Annotated in this window: 10 protein-coding genes; 3 read left to right on the top strand and 7 right to left on the bottom strand. The window is 56.4% G+C overall.

Going from position 1 to position 23,197, the window contains the following annotated elements:
* Positions 1-14: 14 nt before the first annotated feature.
* On the top strand, positions 15-1,763 hold the full coding sequence (treZ, locus tag AC6IY8_RS13815; RefSeq protein ID WP_497775107.1) for a malto-oligosyltrehalose trehalohydrolase: 1,749 nt from the start codon (positions 15-17) through the stop codon (positions 1,761-1,763).
* Positions 1,764-1,908: 145 nt separating this feature from the next.
* Positions 1,909-3,318 carry a cell envelope integrity protein CreD gene (gene creD / locus AC6IY8_RS13820; protein ID WP_497775108.1) on the top strand — a complete coding sequence of 470 codons (1,410 nt, stop codon included), beginning with the start codon at positions 1,909-1,911 and terminating at the stop codon, positions 3,316-3,318.
* A gap of 9 nt (positions 3,319-3,327) precedes the next feature.
* Here the strand turns inward: creD and AC6IY8_RS13825 are convergent, their stop codons facing one another.
* Entirely contained in the window at positions 3,328-3,921 is a 594-nt protein-coding gene (locus tag AC6IY8_RS13825) for a hypothetical protein (protein WP_497775109.1), read from the bottom strand.
* A gap of 183 nt (positions 3,922-4,104) precedes the next feature.
* Here AC6IY8_RS13825 and AC6IY8_RS13830 point away from each other — a divergent pair, with 183 nt between their 5' ends.
* Complete coding sequence (locus AC6IY8_RS13830) at positions 4,105-5,271, top strand: iron-containing alcohol dehydrogenase (RefSeq protein WP_497775110.1); 1,167 nt, start codon at positions 4,105-4,107, stop codon at positions 5,269-5,271.
* A gap of 6 nt (positions 5,272-5,277) precedes the next feature.
* On the opposite strand, the gene AC6IY8_RS13835 is transcribed toward AC6IY8_RS13830, so the two are convergent.
* From AC6IY8_RS13835 to AC6IY8_RS13860, 6 genes are all read right to left on the bottom strand, one after another.
* A complete protein-coding gene (locus tag AC6IY8_RS13835; RefSeq protein WP_497775111.1) occupies positions 5,278-6,207 on the bottom strand; it encodes a VWA domain-containing protein in 930 nt (309 codons plus the stop codon).
* Between the two features lie 276 nt (positions 6,208-6,483).
* Positions 6,484-6,957 carry a hypothetical protein gene (locus AC6IY8_RS13840; RefSeq protein ID WP_497775112.1) on the bottom strand — a complete coding sequence of 158 codons (474 nt, stop codon included), beginning with the start codon at positions 6,955-6,957 and terminating at the stop codon, positions 6,484-6,486.
* A 340-nt stretch (positions 6,958-7,297) separates the two neighbouring features.
* Positions 7,298-12,898, bottom strand: a complete 5,601-nt coding sequence (locus AC6IY8_RS13845) for an FG-GAP-like repeat-containing protein (RefSeq protein WP_497778634.1) — start codon at positions 12,896-12,898, stop codon at positions 7,298-7,300.
* Positions 12,899-13,180: 282 nt separating this feature from the next.
* On the bottom strand, positions 13,181-20,026 hold the full coding sequence (locus AC6IY8_RS13850) for an FG-GAP-like repeat-containing protein (protein WP_497775113.1): 6,846 nt from the start codon (positions 20,024-20,026) through the stop codon (positions 13,181-13,183).
* 151 nt (positions 20,027-20,177) lie between these two features.
* A complete protein-coding gene (gene hemA, locus AC6IY8_RS13855; RefSeq protein WP_497775114.1) occupies positions 20,178-21,464 on the bottom strand; it encodes a glutamyl-tRNA reductase in 1,287 nt (428 codons plus the stop codon).
* A gap of 232 nt (positions 21,465-21,696) precedes the next feature.
* Positions 21,697-23,193, bottom strand: a complete 1,497-nt coding sequence (locus AC6IY8_RS13860) for a sigma-54-dependent transcriptional regulator (protein ID WP_497775115.1) — start codon at positions 23,191-23,193, stop codon at positions 21,697-21,699.
* Positions 23,194-23,197: the final 4 nt, after the last annotated feature.

Genomic DNA, 23,197 nt, shown 5'->3' on the forward strand with positions numbered 1-23,197 from the left:
CTCGTCCTACCAGCGTGCAAACCGCAATTCAGCCTTCTCCCCTGGGCGCCACTCTCCGAGGAGATCTCGTAGATTTCTATCTCTGGGCACCGAACCTCAACTCGGTGAGCCTTCGCCTGTTTCGTCCAGATGCGCCGCCACGTACCTATCCCATGCTGCCTGCCGCTGGATACTGGTCGTTGACCCTACCGGCCTCGGCTGGAGACCGTTATCAGTACATCGCCGGAGGTCTCGCGCTACCTGACCCTGTCTCGCGGCTACTTCCGGAGGGCGTACACGGCCCTACAGAAATCGTCGATCCCAGCTTTCCATGGACGGACAATATCTGGCGCGGACTGCCACTCTCGAACTATGTCATCTACGAGCTTCACGTTGGCACCTTCACTCCGGAAGGCACTCTCGATGCCGCAATCCCGCGGCTCGACTACCTGCACGACCTTGGAGTCACCGTAGTCGAGCTCATGCCGCTGAACGCCACACCGGGCAAGCGAAACTGGGGATACGACGGCGTGGGCCTTTACGCCGTACAGGCCAACTACGGTGGCCCGTCTGCGTTGCGCCGTTTTGTCGATGCCGCGCACTATCGCGGGCTCGGCGTGATCATCGACGTTGTCTATAACCATCTCGGTAACGAAGGAAATTACCTTTCACAGTTTGGGCCATACTTTTCGAGCAAGCATCAGACGCCGTGGGGAAACGGCGTCAACTATGACGACAACGGCTCCGCCCATGTGCGGCGTTTCATTGTTGAGAACGCCGTGTACTGGCTGCGCGAATATCATCTCGATGGGCTTCGCCTCGACGCCGTGCAGACGATCAAGGACGACTCTCCGCAAAACATTGTTGCCGAGGTCGCCGCGCGCGCTCATCAATTCGGAGCCGCCGAGCACCGCACGATCGTGGTCACCTGCGAGACGGATGAGAATCTTCCAAGGTACGTGCTTGCCCCCGAGCAGTCCGGCTATGGCGCCGATGCCGTCTGGAGTGATGACTTCCATCACGCCATTCACGTCCTGCTCACTGGAGAAGACAAGGGCTATTACCAGGACTTCGCGAATCCTGAGCATCACGATGAGCTAATCACCAAAGTTCTCTCCGAACCATTCGCATTTCAGGGAGAGCCTTTTCAATTCTGGCAAGGTCGCCCGCGCGGAGCCTCACCCAAAGGGATACCGCTGCCTTCGCAGATCATCTGCATTCAGAACCACGATCAGGTTGGCAATCGAGCCATCGGCGAACGCCTGACGGCGCTCGCTCCGGCGGGGGCACGCAAACTCGCAGCGGCACTTCTGCTGCTGTCTCCACACACGCCGCTGATATTCATGGGAGAGGAGTACGACGAGTCTGCACCGTTCCAGTTCTTCACGGACTACGGTGACCCCGTGCTCCAAAAGGCCGTGTCAGAAGGCCGACGCAAGGAATTCGCCGACTTCGATTGGACCGAGGTTCCCGATCCGCAAGACCCTGCCACCTTCGAACGCTCGCGCCTGCAGTGGGCGCAGAACCCGGAAAACCTCGACATGCTCACCTGGTATCGCACGCTGCTGCGCCTGCGCCGCAAGTACGTGCTACCAAACACGCGCACGGCTGCCGCCAACTGGAGCAATGATCACATCCTGTCAGTTCAAGTTCCCGCCGATGCACCACAGTTGCAGATCCTCGCCAGCAATGGCGCCCCTATGCCTCCAGTGAAACAAGAGTGGAAACTCGAACTGGAAAGCCATCAGGACGGCTACGACGTGCAGATCTATGTGCGAGGATAATCTCGCGATCGGAAGGCGGATGAAGTGGAGCGCTCGGGGGGCCGCGGCTCGAGCGCAAGAATAATGAAATTTTCAATTGAGTGCGGCATCCGCAAGGCATAGTCTCACGCTGTACAGTCTAGTTCTTCTTCCATGGAGCAATCAGGTGAGCGAACCCTCTCTCGTTCCGGCCAACTTCGCACTGAAGTTCAACACCCGCTCTATGGGTGTGAAGCTGATCGTTGTGTGCGGTTTGGCGATCATCATGTTGATTCCCGCGCTGTTTGTCAGTGAGGTAGTGAATGAGCGTGCACGGCGTGCTCAAGACGTCATACAGGAAATCAGCGGTCATGTGGGCGGGCAGCAAACTTTCCTTGGCCCAACGCTCACCGTACCTTATACCGTGCCTTCGCAGTCGACGACGGAGTTTCCCAAGCGCGGCATTTATGTCGTGTTTCCGGCGCAGGCATCGGGAACGGTAAAAACGCGGACGGAAGAACGGCGGCGCTCACTGTTCAAGGTCCCGGTGTTCCAGGCTGATCTCGCGCTCGATGCCCAGTTTGATCTGACCAATGTTCCCTCTACAGTGCCTGTCGGGGCAGTGCTCGACTGGAGCCACGCCGAGATCGAAGTCGGCGTAAGTGACGCCCGCGGCGCGCTCTCGGATGCCGTGCTCAGCGTGAATGGCAAGACTCTGACACTTATTCCATCGGAAAACATAGAAGACATCACGCCTTCAGGCGATCAAAATCAGAACACGAAGCTCACTTACTTTGGTGCGAGGGTCGGAGAAATCGCTCATCCCGATTCTCAGTTCCGCGTGCAGTCCACGCTACGCTTCTCGGGTGCTCAGCGCATTGCCGTTCTCGCCTACGGAAAAACCACGACACTTCACATACAGGGCGACTGGCCCAGTCCGAGCTTTGACGGCGGATTTCTTCCGGTAAATCGCAACATCACCCCGCAAGGCTTCTCAGGCGAGTGGTCTGTTCCGTTTATCGCCCGCGGAGTTCGTGCCGAGGGTAGCGTCGGCGCAATCTCCGGCCTACATTCAACCGCACTCGGCGTGTCCTTCATCGAGGTCGCCGACCCTTATCAATCCGTAAGCCGCTCGCTCAAATACGCGCTTCTGTTTTTGGGATTGGTGTTTCTTTCTTATTTCATCTTCGAAGTCACAACGGGCAAGCAAGTGCATCCGGCACAGTACGTCCTGGTTGGGGTCGCTCAAATCATCTTCTATCTGCTATTGCTGTCGTTGGCGGAGAGAGTCGGGTTTGACCTGGGATTCGCAATCGGCGGAGCTGCGACCGTGCTGCTCTTGTCCGCCAACGCAACATGGATATTCGCGAGCCGCGCGCAAGGCGTTCGTGCATTGGGTGTCTTCAGCCTGCTCTACTCGCTTATATACGTCATGCTACGACTGGAGGACAATGCATTGCTCGTGGGTGCGATCGCGAGTTTCTTGATTGTCGCGGCCGCTATGTATCTCACCCGCAACATCGACTGGTATGGCTCCCTGCCCTCGCCGGCAACCGCGCCACTCAACACGCCGGCGAGGCCGAAAGATTCTGTATAGAGCTGTGTTTCAGTCGATTCGCATATCGCTGTCGTAATCAACGACGAGCGACTTGTCCGTGAGGTGAACACTGCGAATATCCAACCGCTCCAGGGTAAGCGGATATCCGCTCGTCTCCGTCGATTTGGTGAGGATCTCGCGCAGCATGGTAGCGGCGTTTATCTTGATGCTGGACGGCACTTTGTGGCTCAGGAATGGCGCGAGCAGAAAATTCACTTCCGCTGAATCGCTTACCCGGTCCAGCTTCGCATCCGTCACGCCAATGGACTCTCCCTCAGCATTCGGAGCCAGCGAAATCACTGTGTTCATGGACACGGGGAATCCAATGCAGCGACTGCCGATCTGCTTGCCGTATTTGCCGGCCGTGTGTACACGCACAAGGATGCGATCGCCGGAAAAGTACAGGTGCGGATCCTCTGCGTACAGGAAGCAGGGAGAGTGCGGATCGCCCTTGATGTAGTAGCGCTGATCCGAACCGTTGAACAGCCGTGCCTTTAACGTGCGCTCCAGCGAATTAGAGGAAACCTTGAACTGACCGGCCTCACAGGCCGGAACACAGCACAACAAAAGACAGCAGAAGAACACAGTAGAACGTATCGACATGGGTAAATCCGGAAGAGCCCAGAAAATACCGATCCAGCACGCGATGATTCTGCGCGCCTGAACTAATCCTAGATCGAGAGACTCTGAAATAAGGATACTCCTGTCCGATGATCGCGATCACCTCCAATTCCGCTCAGCGATTTGCAGAAGATGTACGATGGAAGCCTGCAAGGAGCCCTCGGCATGTATTCCTTCGAATTCGCAACCGCGCAGCAGATCCTATTCGGCTGCGGCAAGATCGCGCAACTACCTGCGATTGCTGCACGCCATGGCATTCGCCGCGCAATCGTCGTTACCGGAAAATCCCCCGCGCGCGTACAGCCCGTGATCAATTTTTTGACGGACTCGGGGATCGAGCATCAAATTTTTCCGGTTCCGTCGGAGCCCAGTATTCCTCTGCTGCAGCAGGCCGTGGCAAAAGCCGCCGAGGGCCGGTGTGATGGCGTCCTTGCAATCGGCGGCGGATCCGTAATTGACACAGGAAAAGCAATCGCCGCGCTGCTTCGTAACACGGACGACGTTTTCGAATACCTGGAAGTGATCGGCAAAGGGCATGCGCTTTCGAATCCGAGCGCTCCATGCATCGCAGTCCCGACAACTGCAGGTACAGGCGCCGAGGTTACCCGCAACGCAGTTCTGTTCTCTCCGGAGCACGCGGTAAAGGTGAGCCTGCGTTCGGCTACCATGCTTCCAGTCGCCGCCATCGTCGATCCCGACCTCACTCGAGACGTCCCGGCAAACACTACGGCGTGGTCCGGAATGGACGCGCTGACGCAGCTGATCGAACCATACGTTTCCGCCCGCGCAAACGTCTTCACCGACGCGCTCTGCGCGCAGGCGATCCCGATTGCTGCTCGATCGTTGCCGAAGGCATTTCGCAACGGAGCCGACATGGACGCACGCACGGGAATGTCGCTCGCAAGTCTTTTTGGTGGACTCGCACTGGCCAACTCCGGTCTTGGCGTTGTGCACGGTTTCGCCGGTCCACTCGGAGGCATGTTCGACGCACCGCACGGAGCCATCTGCGCCGCCATCCTGCCGCACGGAATGGCCGCAAACATCGCGCACTTGCGTTCGGCAACGGACAAGTCCGGCGACCCCATATTCGAGCGCTATCGCACTGTGGCCCGCCTGCTCACCGGAAACGACGAAGCCGAACCTGAGGATGGCGTCGCATTCGTTCAACAACTGAGCCGGGAACTCAACATACCGCCGCTTTCGCAATTCGGCATGAGCGCCTCAGACGCCGCACAGGTTGTGGAGAAATCAGCACGCGCCAGCAGCATGAAAGCAAACCCCGTCGTGCTCTCCTCTGAAGAACTGGCAGAGGTTTACCTGCACTCATTGTGATCGCCGCTAATGCGTCAAGTCCTCGTCATACATGCGGCGCGAGCGAAACTGCAGGCGCGGGTCGCGTGTTGCGAGGATTTGTACCGAATGCTTGCCATACGTTTGCTGTGGCGGTTCATAGGTAAGCACGTACCCGCTATGTAGATCTTCCATCACGGCGCGCAAGATGCTGGGTACATCCTGACCTGGCGCGAAGCTCAAGCCTCCACTGCCCGAGGCGAGAATACGAAGGCTGTTGTCACCCTCTCCAGTGCCAGCCTTCTTTGCCCGCGAGTTCACGCAATAGATAGGCGCCTGCACCTTTGTTGCAGCCTCTAACGCATCGCCGATTGAGTGCTGACTGATAGTATCCATGCCATCGGAAAACAGGATTATGGCTTGCCGCACTTCGGGATCGCGACTCGCTTCAAGCACCTCAGCCGCATCCACCAGCGCGTCGTAGAGTGGCGTTGCACCGGAAGCGCGGAGAGTGCTCAATTTCACTTGAGCCAATTGCGTGTTGCAGTTTCTGGCGCAGATGAGCATTGGCTTCATACCGCCGAAGGCAAGGATGGAAACTCTGTCGTGCTCACCCCAAGCAGAGTTTGCGACAAAGTTCTTCACCTCCGCAATCTCCTCCGGAATCTGCTTTTCTAAAGAGTCGCTCGCATCGAGCAAGACGATTAGATCGAGCGGGCTCTCCGAGGCAGGAGCAAAGCTGCGAAAATGCCGAATGATGGTGCCGTTGTCGGCCACGGCAACATCCGAGGCATTCAGTTGGGTTATGACCCGGCCCTGACGATCGGAGACAGCAAATGACAGCCGAACCTCTGTCGTGCCGCTCTGCAGAGTGAAGCCTGTGTTCTCAGCCGCGTTGAGGGGAAAGGAATTGAAGAGCACAGCCAGGAGCAGCGAAAACAGGAATACCGCAATACCGTGCTTCGTTGAAAACCGCATCGTACACTCCGTTCCCCTGAGCGAACGGATGTATCGAGTCGTGAATGAAGCCTTGAGTTGCCTTTACCGAACAGCGAGAGAGAAGAACGAAATTGTTCCCGCGATGACGTGCTCTTCCCAAAATTGCTGGCTGGAAAATCTTAAGAATTCGGAAAGTTCGACCGGCATGCAAAGATAGAGGACCAGTGCGTAACAGCTGAGAGATTTTCGCATGCGTGCAATAGAAAACCCGGGCAGTGTCGGCCCGGGTCTCAGATACTGCAGTGTCTACCGAGTTCAACGTGCGCCGCTGGAGATTACTGAGGCTCGTGGAGGATTGCGAACTTCGTAGCTGGCGCTTCTCTCCATGACTCTCGTTGCGGCTTCTCTGTGCGCCTCCTCGCGCTCCCAATCCCCGCGCAAAGACATCTGCTGAATGCTGAATCGCGATCTTGATTTCTCGTCCTCGGAGAACAGCAACAACTCATTTTTATGAATTACAAACTGCATGTTCTCGGCCAGAGGCATGAACTCTTCCGCACGGCGTCCAACAACCACGTACACGACTTTGTCGCCGACAATCGTGTATTCGGGACAGACGGCCGCTGCTTGCGGCTGTTGACCGGACATGGCAGCCATGAAGCCTCGCTGTGCGACGCAGTCCGTCATTCTCATTTTGATGACCGTACCCTTGAACGACCAGTTCGCCTGCGCTTGGGAAACACCAGCGACGCTCATCAGCAGCAAACACAACACGGAAATGCGTCTCATTCCGTCCTCCCGGAATACCCGCTTCGGCCGCATAGGACCGAAACACTTCAAATTTTCTTTCACATGTTTGTTAACGGCAGATGAGATGACCGACAGGATGGGTTGGCCGCGAAACATTTTGTGACCACTTCCCGGACCGGCACTCCTTGAAACTCGACCCAATTGGAAGGATCTGAGCTTTGGGTAAGGGAATAATCCTTAAGTCAGACAGTTCCAGATCAACCGTTCACGAGGGAGCGCCAGGCGTTGGCAGTTTGAGAGCGGTCGAGCGGTGAGGCAAGTCCGTCCGCGCATTGGACACGCGAATGAACCGCCTCACGCATAGCTGACACCCGACTTTTTATTGCACATGGATTGTTATCGTGCTCATAGCAGTAGTGTTGCCCGATGTGCCAGTGATCGTGGCGGTGTAAACCCCTGGGGTAGTGCCGGGAATGGAGTTATGTCCGACAGTTGTACCGCCTCCACCGCCACCACATGCAAGCATTCCACCAACAAGGGCCGCCAGCAGCAACGTTCCGAGAACAACTGTTCGGCTACCTCGCCGTGTTGGAACGTAGAAAAGCAGCAGACCCGCGACAGTGAAGACGCTCGCCGTGTACCACGGTGTGTGGTGGATGAGAGCGCTGCTGGTTGCCGCGATCGTGTTGACCGTGAGCGTTGCGGTTCCCGCATTGGTGCCACTGATGATCACAGGTGTGGTTGAGCCGAAGCTCAATGTTGGCAAATATTGAGCACCGCTCGGGCTGGATGTAATTACCGCAGTAAGCGCTACGCTTCCAGTGAATCCTCCAACCGGCGACACGGTGATGGTGGAGGTGTTCACGGTAGTTGCACCTCCGGAGACAGCGACCGCTGTACCGGCAATGGTGAATGTTGCTTGCGATTGTGGGACGATGACGTACATCGCGGATGCGACCGCGGACGCTAAGTATCCAGGGGCTGTCGCAATCGCCTCAATCGTCTCGGTCGAAGAAACCGTGATAGGTCCAGTGTAGAGATTAGAACCGGTCGTTGGTGTAGTTCCGTCGGCCGTGTAGTAAATGGTTGCACCGGCGACTGAGTCACGAATCGTCACAGACTGAGCCGTGGTGAAGGTTCCCGGAACTGGCGTAAAGGTGGGCGTGGGAGTCGGTTGAAGCGGCGAGAGCGAGATTGCAGTAGATACGCTGGCAGCGTAGTTGCCATCGCCGGGATACTGGGCCTGCACTGTCTGGGTTTTCGACCCTGCGCCAGAAACTCCGGTGACCTGTGCCGTAGCTGTTTGTGTCAGGCGGGAGGTGAAGATCTTGGCTAACCCCTCTTGCTTATCGATGATGGCTAAGTCAGGTACGCCATCTCCGTTGAAATCGCCCGCCGCGACGAAGACCGTGGAGACAACTGGCCCGGCAGTGTTCTTTGTAGGCGTGAAGGTGCCGTCGCCATTGCCGAGCAGGATCGAAACCGGGTTGCCATCACGATATGTCAGCGCGAAATCCAGTTTGCCATTTCCATCGAAATCTCCCAGCGCGAGCGCCATCGGGGCGGTGCCCGTCGCAGGCGATGGTGCAGGAGTGAAGGTTCCTTCGCCATTACCAAGCAGTACCGAGACCGAATTGCTGTCGCGATTTGCTGTCAGCAGATCCAGTTTCCCGTCGCCGTTGACATCACCGGCGGCAATCGCAATCGGGCCCATACCGGTTGCGGGGGCGCCGGATGTTGGCGTGAAGCTGCCGTCCCCTTTCCCGAGAAAAATTGTGACCGTGTTGGAGAAGAGGTTAGCCACGGCGAGATCGAGAATGCCATCTCCGTTGAGGTCGCCAACTGCGATGGAGTCTGGACCTATGCCTGTATCCAGAGTGCCCGCCTGTGAGAAGGTTCCGTCGCCGTTGCCAAGGAGAATTGCCACATTGTTAGTGCCGAGATTTCCTACAGCCAAGTCCAGATTTCCGTCTCCGTTAAAGTCGCCCACAGAAATGGGCACGGGACCAGAACCTGTAGAGGGGTTCGCCATAGTCCACGTGAATGTTCCGTCGCCTTTTCCAAGCAGAATCGTAAGATTTTGGCTGCCATAATTCGCTACCGCCAAGTCCAGGATGCCATCTCCATTGAAGTCGGCTGCGACGACGGATTGCGGGCTGAACCCGGTTGGAATAGTAGCTTTTGCAACGAAGGAGCCATTGCCGTTGCCGAGGTAGATGGTCACTGTGTTATCGACGGCGTTCACCACCGCCAGATCAAGATTTCCATCGGCATTGAAGTCGCTTACTGCTACAAACACCGGAGCAGTGCCGGTTGCAAGGTCCGCAGCATTATTGAAGGTTAGACTGGCGCTTCCCGGTCCCAGAGACGCGCTGCCAAGCACAGCATTAGCGTTGCTGGTATCGACAAAGGAGACAGGGCCCGTCGGCGAAACCGGACTGCCCGAACCTTCTACCGTCGCGATTAACGTGTAGTCGCCCGCAGTGCCGCTGGAATTGATACTGCTAGCTGTCGCTGCCCCACTGATGGTTACGTTCACGGGAGCCGAAGCACTCATAAGATATGGGGTCGACCCCCTCGGAGTGCCGAGGAACACCGCCCTGTAGCTGTGCGCTCCCAGAGGAGGATGAATCTTAAGCGTTGCTGTCCCTGCGCCTGTCAACGCCGCAGTACCCAGCAGATGAGTATCAGTGCAAGTCGATGAGGCGGCGTCGCAGAAATTAACCTGGCCTCTCACGACCGGTGTTCCACCTGACGTGACAGTCGCTTTCAGAGTGATGAGGGAGTTCGCAGGCTGTGAGGCTCCACTCGGAGTTGTCGATAAGACGGTGGTAGTGGAAGCCAAAATATTGAGCGAGATCACCATGCCCGCGGTCTGCGCTCCGGAGCTCCCAGCGATCATAACCTGGTAATTCCCTGGTTGCGCAGAGTTGTCCGCTGTCAGCGTTAGCACACCGGTGTTGGTTGTTGGGTTAGGGCTGAATGCCGCAGTAACACCCCGGGGAAGAGCGGAAACGACATCAAGATGAACGCCGCCGGTGAATCCAGCCTGAGGCGTTACGTTTACGGTGACTGAGTTGGAGTTGCCCGGAGACATGGTGATCGACGCAGGCGCGGCACTCAGGCTGAATCCGGAGGCCGACTGAACAAGAACGAAGAGGTTGGCTGTAATGCTCTGCTGGCCGCAACTGATGGAGCCGGGGGTGCCGCAAACGTAGGTGGACCACAATCCTGGCTGTGCGGAATCGCTGGCGGTTACGGTGAGCAGGCTATCACTCGACGTGGGATTCGGACTGAAGCTAGCAGTGACTCCCGGTGGCATTCCGACCAGCAGTCCAACCTCTCCAGTGAGCCCGTTCAACTCGGTCACCTTGATTTTCTCAGTGGCACTTCCACCTTGAGGCACCGCGACATAGCCAGGCGAGACCGCTAAAGTGAAGCTCGGCGTGGGCGCGGCGGTCACGGTCAGACCGAATCCAGTTTGAGAGCCGTAATATTCGTTCGACGACGAGGTGCCCATCACCATGACTCCGAAGGAACCGAGCGCCGCAGCTTCGCTTACCGTCACTGAGAACTGGCTGGTTTCTCCAGGGGCTATAGAACTTGGATTAAAGGTTACCGTCACACCAGAGGGAGGCTCATAGGCGGATAGAGTTACCGGTCCGGTCACGTTACCCTGCGGGACGACATACACCGCCCCACTCACGGAGCTTCCTCTGCTGACGGTAAAAGATCCCGGAGAGACGTTGAGCCAGGCTATTGGCTTGTAGATTGTCAGCGATAGTGTGGTCGTCGCCTTCAATTCACCGCAGGTTCCGGTGATGGTCAACGTTGTCGTGCCCAATGGCGCTGAATCGCTCACAGCAAGGGTAAGCATGCTGGTCGCCGTCGTCGGGTTGGGGCTCCAGATTGCAGTGACTCCGCTGGGGAGTCCGGATGTGACAGTCAGATTGACAGCACCCGTGAAGCCCGCGAAATTGAGCACTTCGAGCGTGGTTGCGGCGGAGGAACCTTGCTCGATTTGCAGATCTCCCGGCTTAGGGAAGATTCCGAATCCCAGTGCATTGATCTCAAGCGTGAAGTTAGTGGTTGCGGTTACGCTCCCCGAGACGCCAGTCACAGTCACGCGATATGCACCGCGAACCGCGGCGCTGCTCACGGTCAACGTTAGCGTACTGGTTGTAGTTGCTGGGTTCACGTCCCACGCCGCATTGACTCCACTCGGCAGTCCAGAGACGGTAAGATTGACACTCCCGCTAAAGCCTCCCTGATGCGCAATGGTGATCGATGTGGCTGCGAAACTACCCGGCTTGATCGTCAGGCCGGTTGCAGATGCCGCGAGTTGGAAGCCAGACGCTGGGCGCGCGGCTAAAGCATCGATCAGAGCTTGGCCGGAGGGACTTCCCCAACCAGTGACAAGGTCATAGCCTGGAACGGAATTGCAAACTGCCTGCCCATTGCAAAGATTGTTGTAGTCGTTCTTGCCGCTCGCGATGTCGTGAAGATTGTTTGCGTAACTGGAACCCTTGCCGATCGCGTAAATGGCAGGATTGACGAAACCAACCGTCGGATTACCGGCTTCAACGGCTTGTTGATTGACCAACGCCATGAACGCTGCCCAGCGTGGCGCAGCAAAACTGGTGCCACCTGCCCATCCACCGTTGCACTCGCCCTGCTCGCAGTAGTAGTTGTCGGTGTTGGCCTCCATGGCCACATCGGGAACGTTGCGAAGGGTCGCCGAACCTCCGTTGGAGGAGTTCGCTACCCCGGCCTGCCATTCTGGGATGGAGATGCCATGCGGGCTGATTCCGCCACCGCTGCGACTCCAGGCCGTCTCGGAACCCCATTGGCCTCCTGCACCATTCGTGGCCAGGTTGGTTCCACCCACGGCAGTTACATATTTGTCTTCTGCCGGATAAGAGGGATACCCAGGGCTGTAGTTTCCATTGTCTCCAGATGCGACAAAGACGCTCTGGCCTTGCGCTGCGAACTCCTGAAAGAAAACATCGTCGGTAGCAGGATCGTCCGGAGACCAGGCCCAAGAAATGCTCACTTGCTTTGCTTTGTTTTCCGACGCTATGGAGTTCAGAATGCTTGCATCCAATGCCCCGATGTACACCCGCACTTCGCTCAGCCCGGGAGCTATACCGATCGCCTGCACGATGTCCAGTACCTGTTCCGCATCGCTGCAGGGATAGGACCACTGGCACGCACTCCCCGTTGCGCCGTCCAACAATACGTTGTTGACAGGGACGCTATAGAACTGCCCCGAACTACTGAACGTCAGATCTACGTCTGCAAGATTGTAACCATCGAATTCGACCAACCCCACGGACTGGCCAATGCCGGTAAGCGAACCACCGCCGTAATAGGCTGCACGCATATCACTTCCCAGATACGATCCGCCGGGACCTGTACCGGATGGCGAGATTACGTCCATGCGCTGTGCACTCGCAGCTTTCTTCAGCATCGGACGCGGAATCGAATAGTTGTTTAACCCCGCGATGTGCGCCACCTTGACCCGCAGGTCCAGCGAAGGTTCATGGTCCGGTGAGTAGAAGTCGCGGTGCTCGGTGGGATGATGGTAAGTCTTCATCGCAACGTGAAAACTGTTTTCTACCTGCGCCACCGTACCGCTCAGGCTCACAACCATTCGATTCGCTGGCGCAGCACTCACGGCAAAACCATGTGCCTTTGCAAAAGCAACAACCGCTTCGTAATCTTCGACGGAGGGGGAGAACTTGTCGGTGAATTCCGCGACACTGAGGAAGTGTCGATAATCCGGGCTGGAGGGATCGTAAAGGCAGCTCAACAGACTTGTGAGTTCATCCTGATTTCGCAGCGGCATGACAATGGAAATATTCATGCGCTGCTTCGCTGGAAGCGACCCTGCCTGTTCCGCTTGCCCGGAGGCGACGGCCGCGCGGACATGGGAATGTAACGTCTGACGCGTTTGTGATTGAACTTGGAGAGCAAACATCAGAAGGACAGCGGAGACGAACAACCGACAGGAAATCCTCACGAATGCGCACCTTTCAGGCTGTGCCCACTTCGACGCACAAGTTTGCTGATCAGAATTCCAGCCGATTGTACAGGAACAGCTCAGGATTGCATCCAGATTGTGCAACGCCGATCACGATGAGGTGACTTAAGTTTGAAGTTGAATGCGCGAGAGTTTTTGCGGGTCAGTTTTTGACCGGCGCTCCATCCGCATTGCCGGATGAAGCGCGCGCCGAAAACAGGATGGCACTCACGTAATGAGCTACTGCCTGATTGTGACGGTAATAGCACCAGCCTGCCTCGATATCGATGCCGACTGGATATACAGAACTGCATACGCGGTCTGGGTGCCAGCAGGCGGTTGGGTGGGCGGTGGATTCTGCGTCGAACTTCCTCCACCACCTCCTCCGCCGCATGACAGCATAGATCCGCAAAGTGCGATGAGCAGCACGGTAGTAAACAGGAGCGCAGCGGTACGTTTCCGTCCGATGAGCAATCCGAATGCGATAAAAGGAGCAAATGCCAGGTAACGCCTGTGGTCATTACCGTTGGCCCCTTTTCTCGCGGGATTTCGAAGAGCAGCGGAGATCGATGTCGCTTTGATTGTGACCTGTACCGTCTTGGAATCGGGGACGCTGGTGAAATTGAGAGTACCTGGTGCAAGAGAGCAACTGAGTTGATTTGGAACCACGCAGGACACCGTAACTTGCTCGTCGAATCCGTTAGGCGCTGAAACGGTGAGAGTCGAACTCATGCTCTCGCCGACCTTCAGAGACGCGGTGCTGGTATTCAGAGTTGTCTTAAGATCCATCACGTGGAGGATGGCGCTCGCTGATCGGGTCACGCCCTCGCTGGTGCCCACGACATTGAACGGATAATCTGCCGCAAGGGTGTTTGTCGATACAGAAATGCCCAACTGAGTTGAGGTGCCTGCCATACCAAACCCCGGATTGCAACTAATGGTGTCCGGCAGTCCATTACACGACAGCATGACCGCGTCGTTGTAGCCCTGCGTGGCAGGCAGATTTAGGTTCATCACCTGCCATGTGAATGGGAAGCCCCTGACAACATTGGGAGACACTTGAATGCCGAAGTCTCCCACCGCAAGTTGAAGGTCCGCGCGAACTTCGTTGCTGCCGTCCGAAACAATATAAGAGAAGTTGTACTTCCCTTGCGCGATTGCGGAAGTGGTATTCACTTGCGCATCGTAGGAGGCGTATTTGCCAGCTTCGATACTCACGCTATCGGGGACGGCACAGCTTGCGCCGCTCGGCAGCCCCTCGCAGCGTGCATTCACCATGCCTGTCCAGCCCGCTTTCGAGACGATTGTAACCGGATATTTCGCATTTCCACCTGTAAGGATCGTTCGCGAGGTTCCACTGGTCACCGATAAAGCAAAGCCGGTGACGCCGCGCGGAAACTGGGTTCCATACACGGTGTAGCTCTGGTCGGTGCTCGCCGCTGTGATGGAAAAGACGTGTGAGTTGTCGAATGTATTGGCAATCTGGAACGGGATATCTACGATATTCGTTCCTGCGGCAACGGTGACGCTGGCCGGGAGAGAGATCTCGGGCTCACTGGATTTCAGGGTCAGCGAGACCGGTTGATCCGCAGGCGCATTCATCGTGATACGCGCGGTTCCTTGTTGTCCAGCGACGGGATTGCTGAGCAGCGAGAGTTGCAGTTCGGGGCCGCGCTTTCCCGGAATCATGTTCCACGATGAGGAGAAAGCGACTAGGTCGAAGAGGTCGGCAACGCCATCCCCATCGAAATCCGCGGCAAGGTATGGAGCAAATGCGGTTTCTAATCGTTGTGCGGCATAGGTGGGAGTGAAGCTGCCGTCGCCGTTCCCCTTCATGAATTGCACGTAGCCGCGACGCGATTCAAGTCCAGCCAATTGATAGATCGCTATATCCGGTTCTCCATCTCCGTCGAAATCTGCCAAGCGGGAAGAGGCCGGAGGATTCAAGACGATTCGCGCCTGTTCCACCGTGATCGGGATTCCTGTATAGGGCGTGTATGTGTGCTTAAGAACGAAGGAGCCATCAGGTTGCCCCATAAACACACGCACTTGTGGAGTCGGAATCACAGGATAGGTTGACATCAAGTCATTGAATTCGACAATGTCCGGCAGGCCGTCATGGTTTAAATCGGTCAGGCGGAACGCGCCCACGTTCTGCAGAACCATCTTGCCGGATGCAAAGGTGCCATCTCCATTGCCGAGAAATTCGTAAGCATTGTTGCCGCTGTACGGCACGACATTGCTGGACATACGGACAAGCACATCGAGTTTGCCATCCAAGTTCAAATCGGCGACGTACACCGCATAAGTATGGTACGAGAATCCACCGGATAGGACCGCAGGAGCAAGCGCAGTGAAGGTGCCGTCGTTGTTGCCAAGGAACACAGAAATGCGCAACCCGCCCGCAGTCACGTCCGCGATTACGAAGTCAAGCTTGCCGTCGCGATTGAAATCGCCGCTTCCAAGCGCGCCCCAGCTCGTGGTGGTCTGAACCTTTACTGGCTGCCCAAATGTGCCATCAGCATTCGCAGGAGCGAACACATATGATTCGTAATCTCCATTGATTCCGCTTTGCAGGTAGAGCAGGTCGGCGCGACCAGTCTTGCGGAAGTCGGCAAAAAGTAGATCGTAGAAATACAAATCTCCGGTGAAGAGGGGTGTACGAACCGGTGCTCCGAATCTTCCGGCGCCAAGATTCGGCAATACGGTCACGACATAAGGGTCGCCATAAAATCGCTGAAGCTCGATATATCCGATGTCAAGGCGTCCGTGTCCGGTAATGTCGGCGGCAATCGGCTCAGAGAGTGGGCTGTTCGCACCGCCTCCTCTTCCGTCCATCATGTAGCCGACGTAAGCCCCTTCCGGCGCTCCGAAATCTCCGTTTCCTTTATTGAGGAACATGGAAGCGGAGTCGCTATCCTGATTGGCGGTAAGGATGTCAGGCTTGCCGTCGCCATTGACATCACCAACGTCGAACATGAATGCGCTGGCTTCTCCGCGATACACGCTTGGCTGACCGAACCAGCCGTTGCCCTTGCCGAGGGCTACCGTGATTAACGATCCCGAGTCGTTGCCATAACCTCCGCCTCCTCCATTGCTGACCACACCCGAGGCGATCAGATCAAGATGCCCATCACCGTTCACATCAACGAGCTTGATCCCGTAAGAGAAGTCGCCAAGGCCGATGTAGGTTTCCGATCCCTGTGTGAATGTCCCGTCGCAGTTCCCCAGAAAGGGAACGGCAGCACTGCTCGCCTGCACTGCGACCAGATCCAAACATCCATCCTCATTGATGTCGCCTGCAGCAACGCCGTACACGGGCATGAAAGCATTGTCGAGAACTTCCTGGGCTTCCTTGAAGGTTCCATCTTTGCGATTGAGATACGACAACAAACCTGATTCGGATGTTGGGTCTTCAAGTGGCTCCGATGCGGTTACGTCGAGGAAGCCATCCTTGTCCCAGTCGCCGAAGGCCAGCCACGCCGCCGAGGGAGCGGCCAACACATAACGCTTGTGGTTGGGCAATGAAACCGGAGAACCCAGTCGGCCCGCACCGTCACCTTGCATCAGGTAAAGGGCCCCCTGCTCAACGGTGCCGAGCGTTCCCGCCAATATGTCCTGGAGTCCGTCACTGTTGAAGTCGCCGGCGCATAAGAACATAGGTGATGCGGGCAGAAAGTACAGGTCCTCCTCCTCGAAGGTTCCGTCGCCTCGTCCCTTGAGCAGACCAACCGTTGCACTGTCGGCTTCGGCTACGACCAGATCGCGTACCCCATTTCCGCGTAAATCTGCCGCAATGATCGCCACGGGCGTCAATCCCCGGAGTTTAATTATGCGCGGCACATCCCAGCTTCCATCGCCGTGCCCGAGGTAGATCCAGATTGAGTTGTCGCCTGCGTTGGAGATCGCCCAATCCATTTTGCCGTCTCCGTTGAAATCCGCCATGGCTACCGAGGACGGCAGGTATCCCGTAGGGAGTGTCGGCCGCACAGCAATTCCGGGCAATGCGGAACCAAACGGCCGGGTTGCTAATGCACTCTGCGCAGCCGTGACTCCGCTAGAGGAACCCAGGGCCAGCGACGGACTGGCGGATGGCCGTGAGAATCGCTTCAGGTACTCACTGCCAGCCTTCGTTGCATAACCCCAGCCGAGGAAGCGGGAGGGCTTAGCGTTTCCAGCCTGAGTGGGAATTCCGTCTTGAATGTTAATGAGACCGGTGGAACTGCCAGTCGCAGATGCAATCGTGAAGCTGACAGTGTTCGTTATACCCCAGCCATTTACGTAAACATAGACGCCCGCAGTGCCGGCTCGGGCAATCAAACTTGCGGGCACGTCGGCTTGCAGCTGTGTTGCGTTAATGCGTCTTGTCGTAAGTGCCGTTCCGTTCCAATATGCGCCAACCCACCCGCCGGTAGATCCATCGCCGAGACCGGCTCCGTTTATGGTTAGGGTGAAGCTCGCGCCGCCCCCATTGGTACTGGCTGGAGAGAGCGAAATAATGTAAGCCGCTTGCATGCCCACACCGAACGGGAGAGCGTTCGATTCACCGCCTCCAGGGACAGGGTTGATGACACTGAGTTGGTGTTTTCCAATAAAAGCTCCGCTCAAGAGATAAGCGGGAACAGTAGCTTTCAGTTGTGTGGGGCTGACATAGGTGGTTAGCAGGCGATGGGAGAAATTCTGCTGATTGGTATCCCAGTAAGCCAGAGATCCCGGAACGAAATTCGTTCCCGAGATGGCGACCTCAGTGTCTGCGCTATTCGAAGCGGCTGTATCTGGCGAAATTTTTGTGATCGCAGGGGACGGATTATTGCTGGTCGGATCAGTTACAAGCTGCCACTTGATCGCCGTATCATTGGCAAGCACTCCAGCATAACCTGCAGTTGTGCCCTGCAGCCAGGTGGTGCCTACGGTGGGCGCAATCTGGAGTCCAACAGTGGCAGATCCTCCGAAATCATGATTGTTGTAGCTGAGAGCGCAGCCGGACTGAACATTCTTATACTGGTACAGCACGCTGTTGTCACTCTCGTGCAATACCACCTGAAATGTGACTGTCTTGTTCGCATCGCTGCGGCAGTCGAAGAGTCGCACATTGCGCCACTCGATCACCAATTCACGATTGGGAGCAGAGCCTAGGACATCCCAGAAGACGTTCTGATCGCTGTTGGGCACGGGATAGAGATCATCCCAGAACGGTGCGAGCAGGGTAACGGCGGAACTGTCCCACACGCGACTCATCTGCTTATCAGAAAGCAGCGGGAGAAAACGGTTGTAGAAAGATTGAAATGAATCGGTAAGACTGATTGTTCCATCACTCGAAACGTACACTTGAGAGAAACCGCTTCCGCCGTACTGAATGGGAAATGGCGAGGTGAAGCTTGCTACCGAGTCGTCCGAGAGATTAAGCGATGTCCCGCCAAACTGGCGATAACTGCTCAATTCCTGAACAGCGCGATAAGCAGTAAGAATCTCGATAGAAATCGTATTTCCATCCGGTAGCGCAATGCTGAAGCTTCCAGGTTGGGTAGGCGTCCACGAACCGGTGAACACTCCATCATTCGCTACCAGGTCAGCCCCTGTCGCATCGTCAACCAATGCGATGTTTTCTCCAGTGGAAACCTTTGCCTCGAGAGCACTTCCAGGTTGGCTGCAGTTGATATTCAGGAAAGAAATCACTACCGGGCCGCCGACCGCCCCGGCGATATCGGATTGCACTGGCGTGAGTCGTCTCAGCACGGGGGAGTTCGAACAAGTCATCGCTCCATACGCATTCAGTCGTTTTCCAGTTACTGTGGATTGCAGTTCGGTGAGCGAGTCTCCGCCTGCAAGAATGAGGTTCTTTATCTCCTTCCAAGTAAGGCTCGGGTTCTGCGCTGCAAGCAGCGCTGCGACGCCAGTCACCAAGGGTGCCGCCATCGAGGTGCCACTCATGGAGGCGTACTGCGCTCCGGGATATGTGCTCAGGACCTCCTGTCCGGGTGCCGCGATATGGACGGTGTGCTTGCCGGTATTCGAGAACAACGCAAATCGATCACTATTGGTCGTGGCGGCAACGCTGATGACGTTTGGCAGCGTCGTGTTCGCGGGATACACGGGGTTGCGGTCATTGTCGCTGTAGTCATTTCCGGCGGCGGTGATGAACAGGATGCCAGCTTTACGTTGCTCATCAATGGCATCAGCTAAGGCTTGCGAGAACTCGACTCCGCCCCAGCTATTGCTGGTTGCCACGATGTTCACGCCGCGCTGTTTGAGCGTCTTGGCGTAGTTGAGGCATTCGATCGCTCCAGCCACCGTCCCGCCGCCATATTGGTCGAGAAACTTGCAAGCAATGATCTGCACATTCCAATCGACCCCAGCGACGCCGATCCCATTGTTTCCTGCCGCTCCAATCAGTCCCGCGACATGGGTTCCATGCCCGTTGTTGTCCATCGGATCTGAGGTATGCGAGACGGTGTTAATGCCATAACAGTCGTCCACGCGTCCATCCCCATCATCATCCAATCCGTTGCTATTGCAATCACCAACGTTGCGATAGACGTTTGCGGAGAGGTCGGGGTGGGTGTAATCAATGCCGGTATCGAGCGTCATCACGACGACCGCGTTGCTGCCGGTACTAAGTTGCCATGCCTGTGGCGCATGAATATCCGCGCCTGAGATTCCGCCCCCAAGCTGCGCTGTGTTGCTCAGGTGCCACTGTTGCGGATAGATCGGGTCATTCGAACCACCGAGCGCTTGCACAATGAAATTCGGTTCCGCGTACAGTACGTTGGAATCCGCACGATAACGACGTACCGCCTCATAGACGTCTACGTTCTTCGCCAACTGAACCAATTCAAGAACACTCGTATCCTGGAAATGCCTCGTTACCGTGGCGCTCACGGCGTGATGCGAAGCGGCGCGAGCATTCGCAGAGACTGCGGTACGAAAGCGGACCAGGACTTGTCCCGGGACAAACTTCTGTGTCGAGGTAACCTCAACCCGCAAGCCTGTTCTGGCACGCAACTGCGGAGTTTTGTCCGCGAACATAGTTACAGCAATGAAGAGGATGAACACAACGAGAGCGGAATTACGTTGGAGTCCGTGCATGAAGGAGTCCGATCATCCGAGCGACTCGCGCGGAAGCTGAAAAGTGAACCTAGAGTACGTCAGCACAGAATCAGCATCAAGGGAATGATTACAAGAAAAATGGAGGAGGCGCGATTAGATGAAAACACTTACGATCAAGTGAATGTGGAATTTAGCTTTGAGCTTTGGCTTCTGCCTTCAAGTCGCCGGATTCCAATTGGAACAACTGTTGTATCGCGGTGGTCAGTTCCGGTCGCTCCGGCAGTTCTTTGAGTTGCCTGGCGAGACTTGAGGAGATGCGCTGGGTAATATGCGACGATAGTGCTTCGAGCGCGACTTCCTGATCTTGAGTGAAGGGCCCAAACTGCTCCTTCAATTGATCCATCTCCTGGCGGCAGATGGCTTCAAGCTTCTCGCGCATACCGGAGATTGTGAGCACTATAGCTTCCGAAAGCAGTTTGGTCCGGAATCCTGCGGCTTCGGTCGCAATGATGCGCTCAGTGGCCACTCGCATTGCCTGCCTCTCGGATTGCTTGTCGATGGCGCCGCACAGGTCGTCGAGATCATAGGCAGTCACCCCCTCGAGGGTGCGCACCGCCGGATCGACCGTTCGAGGGACGGACATATCGATGATCAGGAGGTTCCTGTCTTTGCGTTCGTGCAGCACCAGTTCAAGTTCGTCGCGTGTTACCAGAATGCGTTGCGAAATGGCAGAGATGACCAGGTCAGCCGAAAGAACCTGCTCCCACAAGGTTTCCTCATGAACAGCTTTGATGTCGCACTGTTTCGCGAGTTGGAGTGCATGCTCCCAACTGCGATTGAGAACCTTGATGTCCTTGCAGCCCGCATTCTGCAGTTCGCGCACTGCTGAAAGCGCCATCTGTCCCGCGCCTAAGATTAAGGCACGTCGCTGTTTCAAATCTCCAAGCGTCTGCTGTGAAACCAAAACCGCGGCCTGTGCCACGGTTTTCAGACTGGCTTGCACGCCAAGTTCCTGCCGTACGCGCCCAGCTACCCGGAACGCTTTCGCCATCAGCGCATCAAGGAAACGTCCGGTCGTGCTCGCGCGTTGTGCATGTTGCCACGCGGTCAGCACGCAATTTGTAGCGTCAGGTTTTTCGAAAACCGCAGAGTCCGTCCCCGCTGTCACTCTGAAAACGTGGGCGACGGCCGCATCGCCGATCAGGCGATAGAAGTTGGACCACTCGAGCAGTTTGAGATCGATGGATCGGGTGAGATATCGCAGAACGGAGTTGGCTGCCTCGGAGGCGTCCTGTGTCCAGACGATAAATTCAGTGCGATTGCAGTTGGAGAGGACGATCACTTCGTCAATGGCGTCCGACCGGACCAGAGCCGACAACGCATCTGTTTTCTGGTCAGCATCCAGCAGAAAACGCTCTCGCATAGGCAGCTTGGCGCTGCGTATGCTGATGCCGATCACGACCAAAGTCGGTTCCACAGTATTCTCCCTACACCCTGAGTTAAGGCACATAGAGGGCCAAACGGATGCGGTGCGTTCGCAATTTTGTCGCGCATTATTTTCAGAGACTTACGTCTCGAATTCAGGCAAAGGGCGGGAGTGGAACCTTATCTCAGTGTGGCAATTAACGCATACATGCGGGCGATTCCGCATTCAGAACACAGACTTGGGAAGAAAGCCCTAGGAGAAAAACGTCCTCTACTATACCGATTTAGTGAGGTGGCGCACTTACTTCTTCATCTTCTGAACGCATCAGCCCAAACTTCTTCAATTTATAGCGCAGCGCATCGCGACTGATGTCCAGCAATTTCGCGGCCTGGGTCTGATTGCGGTTCGCTTGATGCATCGCCATCTCTACGAATGCGCGTTCAATCTCTTCAAGGCTGGTTCCGCCCTCGGGGATCGTGAGCCTCGGAAGATTCTTTCCGTTCACCACCTGAACCTCAGGCTGCTGAGCAAAAACGCCTCCCAGACCCGATGCAGTTGCTCCGGATGAGACCTCAAAGGCCGTCAGGCTGCTAAGCGGCGAACCCACGGAGAACGGCAAATACACCGGCCGCAGCATGTCGTCGTCTTCCAGGATCATCGCGCGCTCAATTGCATTCTTGAGTTCGCGCACGTTCCCCGGCCACTCGTATTTCAGCAACAGATCTCGAGTTTCAGGCGTGATGCCTCGGACGGATTTTCGGAACCGCTTGTTATATCGCTCAATAAAAAAGTTCACCAGCGGCAGGATGTCTTCGCGACGCTCGCGAAGCGGGGGCAGGAATATGGATATGATCGCCAGTCGATAGTACAAATCCTGCCGGAACTGTCCTTCGCGCACGGCACGTTCCAGATCGCGATTACTGGCGGCAATCACGCGGACATCAACTTCCTGGTCCCTTACGCCGCCTACCCTGCGGATCACCTGCTCTTCGAGCACGCGCAACAACTTGGCCTGCAGCAATCCCGAGAGTTCACCGATTTCATCCAGGAACAGCGTCCCGCCATCGGCCTGCTCGAAGAGACCCTTCTTCATGGCCTTCGCGTCGGTGAAGGCACCTTTTTCGTGGCCGAATAACTCCGCTTCCATCAACGTCTCGGGGATGGCCGAGCAGTTGATAACAATCAATGGCTTGTCTTTTCTCCGGCTCTCGAAATGAATGGCGCGTGAGATCAGATCTTTGCCGGTCCCGCTCTCGCCCTGGATTAGGATCGTCGTGGCCTCGCTGGAGGCGACCTTGTTTACAAAGGTCATCAGGTCCTGCATGCGCGGAGATTCGCCAACCACGTCGTGATAAGCCGCACGGCGCCGCTGCAGCACCTCTTTCTTCAGGGTCTCGTTTTCCGAACGTAGCTGGGTCGCTTCGAGTGCGTTTTTTACCGCAACGCGCAGTTCGTCGTAGTCGATTGGCTTGCCGATGAAGTCGTACGCACCCTGCTTGAGGGCCTGCTTCACGTCCTCGAGTTGCGGGTCGGCCGTAATCATGATGACGGCGCGCGCGTCTCCGGCCTGCTTCAGGCGCTCCAGCACCTGCAATCCGTTCATGTCGTGCAGACGTACGTCGAGCAATACGAGGTCGGGTGACTCATTGCGCGCCAGGCGCAGTCCGTCTGTCCCCGTCTCGGCTTCGGAGACATGGTATCCCCACTCTTCGCACTTTTGGCGCAAAGACCACCGCACTAACTTCTCGTCATCGACGATTAATACTTTTTCGCTCGCCATCTAC

The organism is Koromonas soli (assembly GCF_059726265.1).

Bases quoted from the DNA above. Each gene is read 5' to 3' on its own strand.
- AC6IY8_RS13835 (WP_497775111.1), bottom strand. From the start codon at position 6,207: ATGCGGTTTTCAACGAAGCACGGTATTGCGGTATTCCTGTTTTCGCTG.
- AC6IY8_RS13845 (WP_497778634.1), bottom strand. From the start codon at position 12,898: ATGTTTGCTCTCCAAGTTCAATCACAAACGCGTCAGACGTTACATTCC.
- AC6IY8_RS13850 (WP_497775113.1), bottom strand. From the start codon at position 20,026: ATGCACGGACTCCAACGTAATTCCGCTCTCGTTGTGTTCATCCTCTTC.
- AC6IY8_RS13860 (WP_497775115.1), bottom strand. From the start codon at position 23,193: ATGGCGAGCGAAAAAGTATTAATCGTCGATGACGAGAAGTTAGTGCGG.
- AC6IY8_RS13825 (WP_497775109.1), bottom strand. From the start codon at position 3,921: ATGTCGATACGTTCTACTGTGTTCTTCTGCTGTCTTTTGTTGTGCTGT.
- AC6IY8_RS13830 (WP_497775110.1), top strand. From the start codon at position 4,105: ATGTATTCCTTCGAATTCGCAACCGCGCAGCAGATCCTATTCGGCTGC.
- AC6IY8_RS13840 (WP_497775112.1), bottom strand. From the start codon at position 6,957: ATGAGACGCATTTCCGTGTTGTGTTTGCTGCTGATGAGCGTCGCTGGT.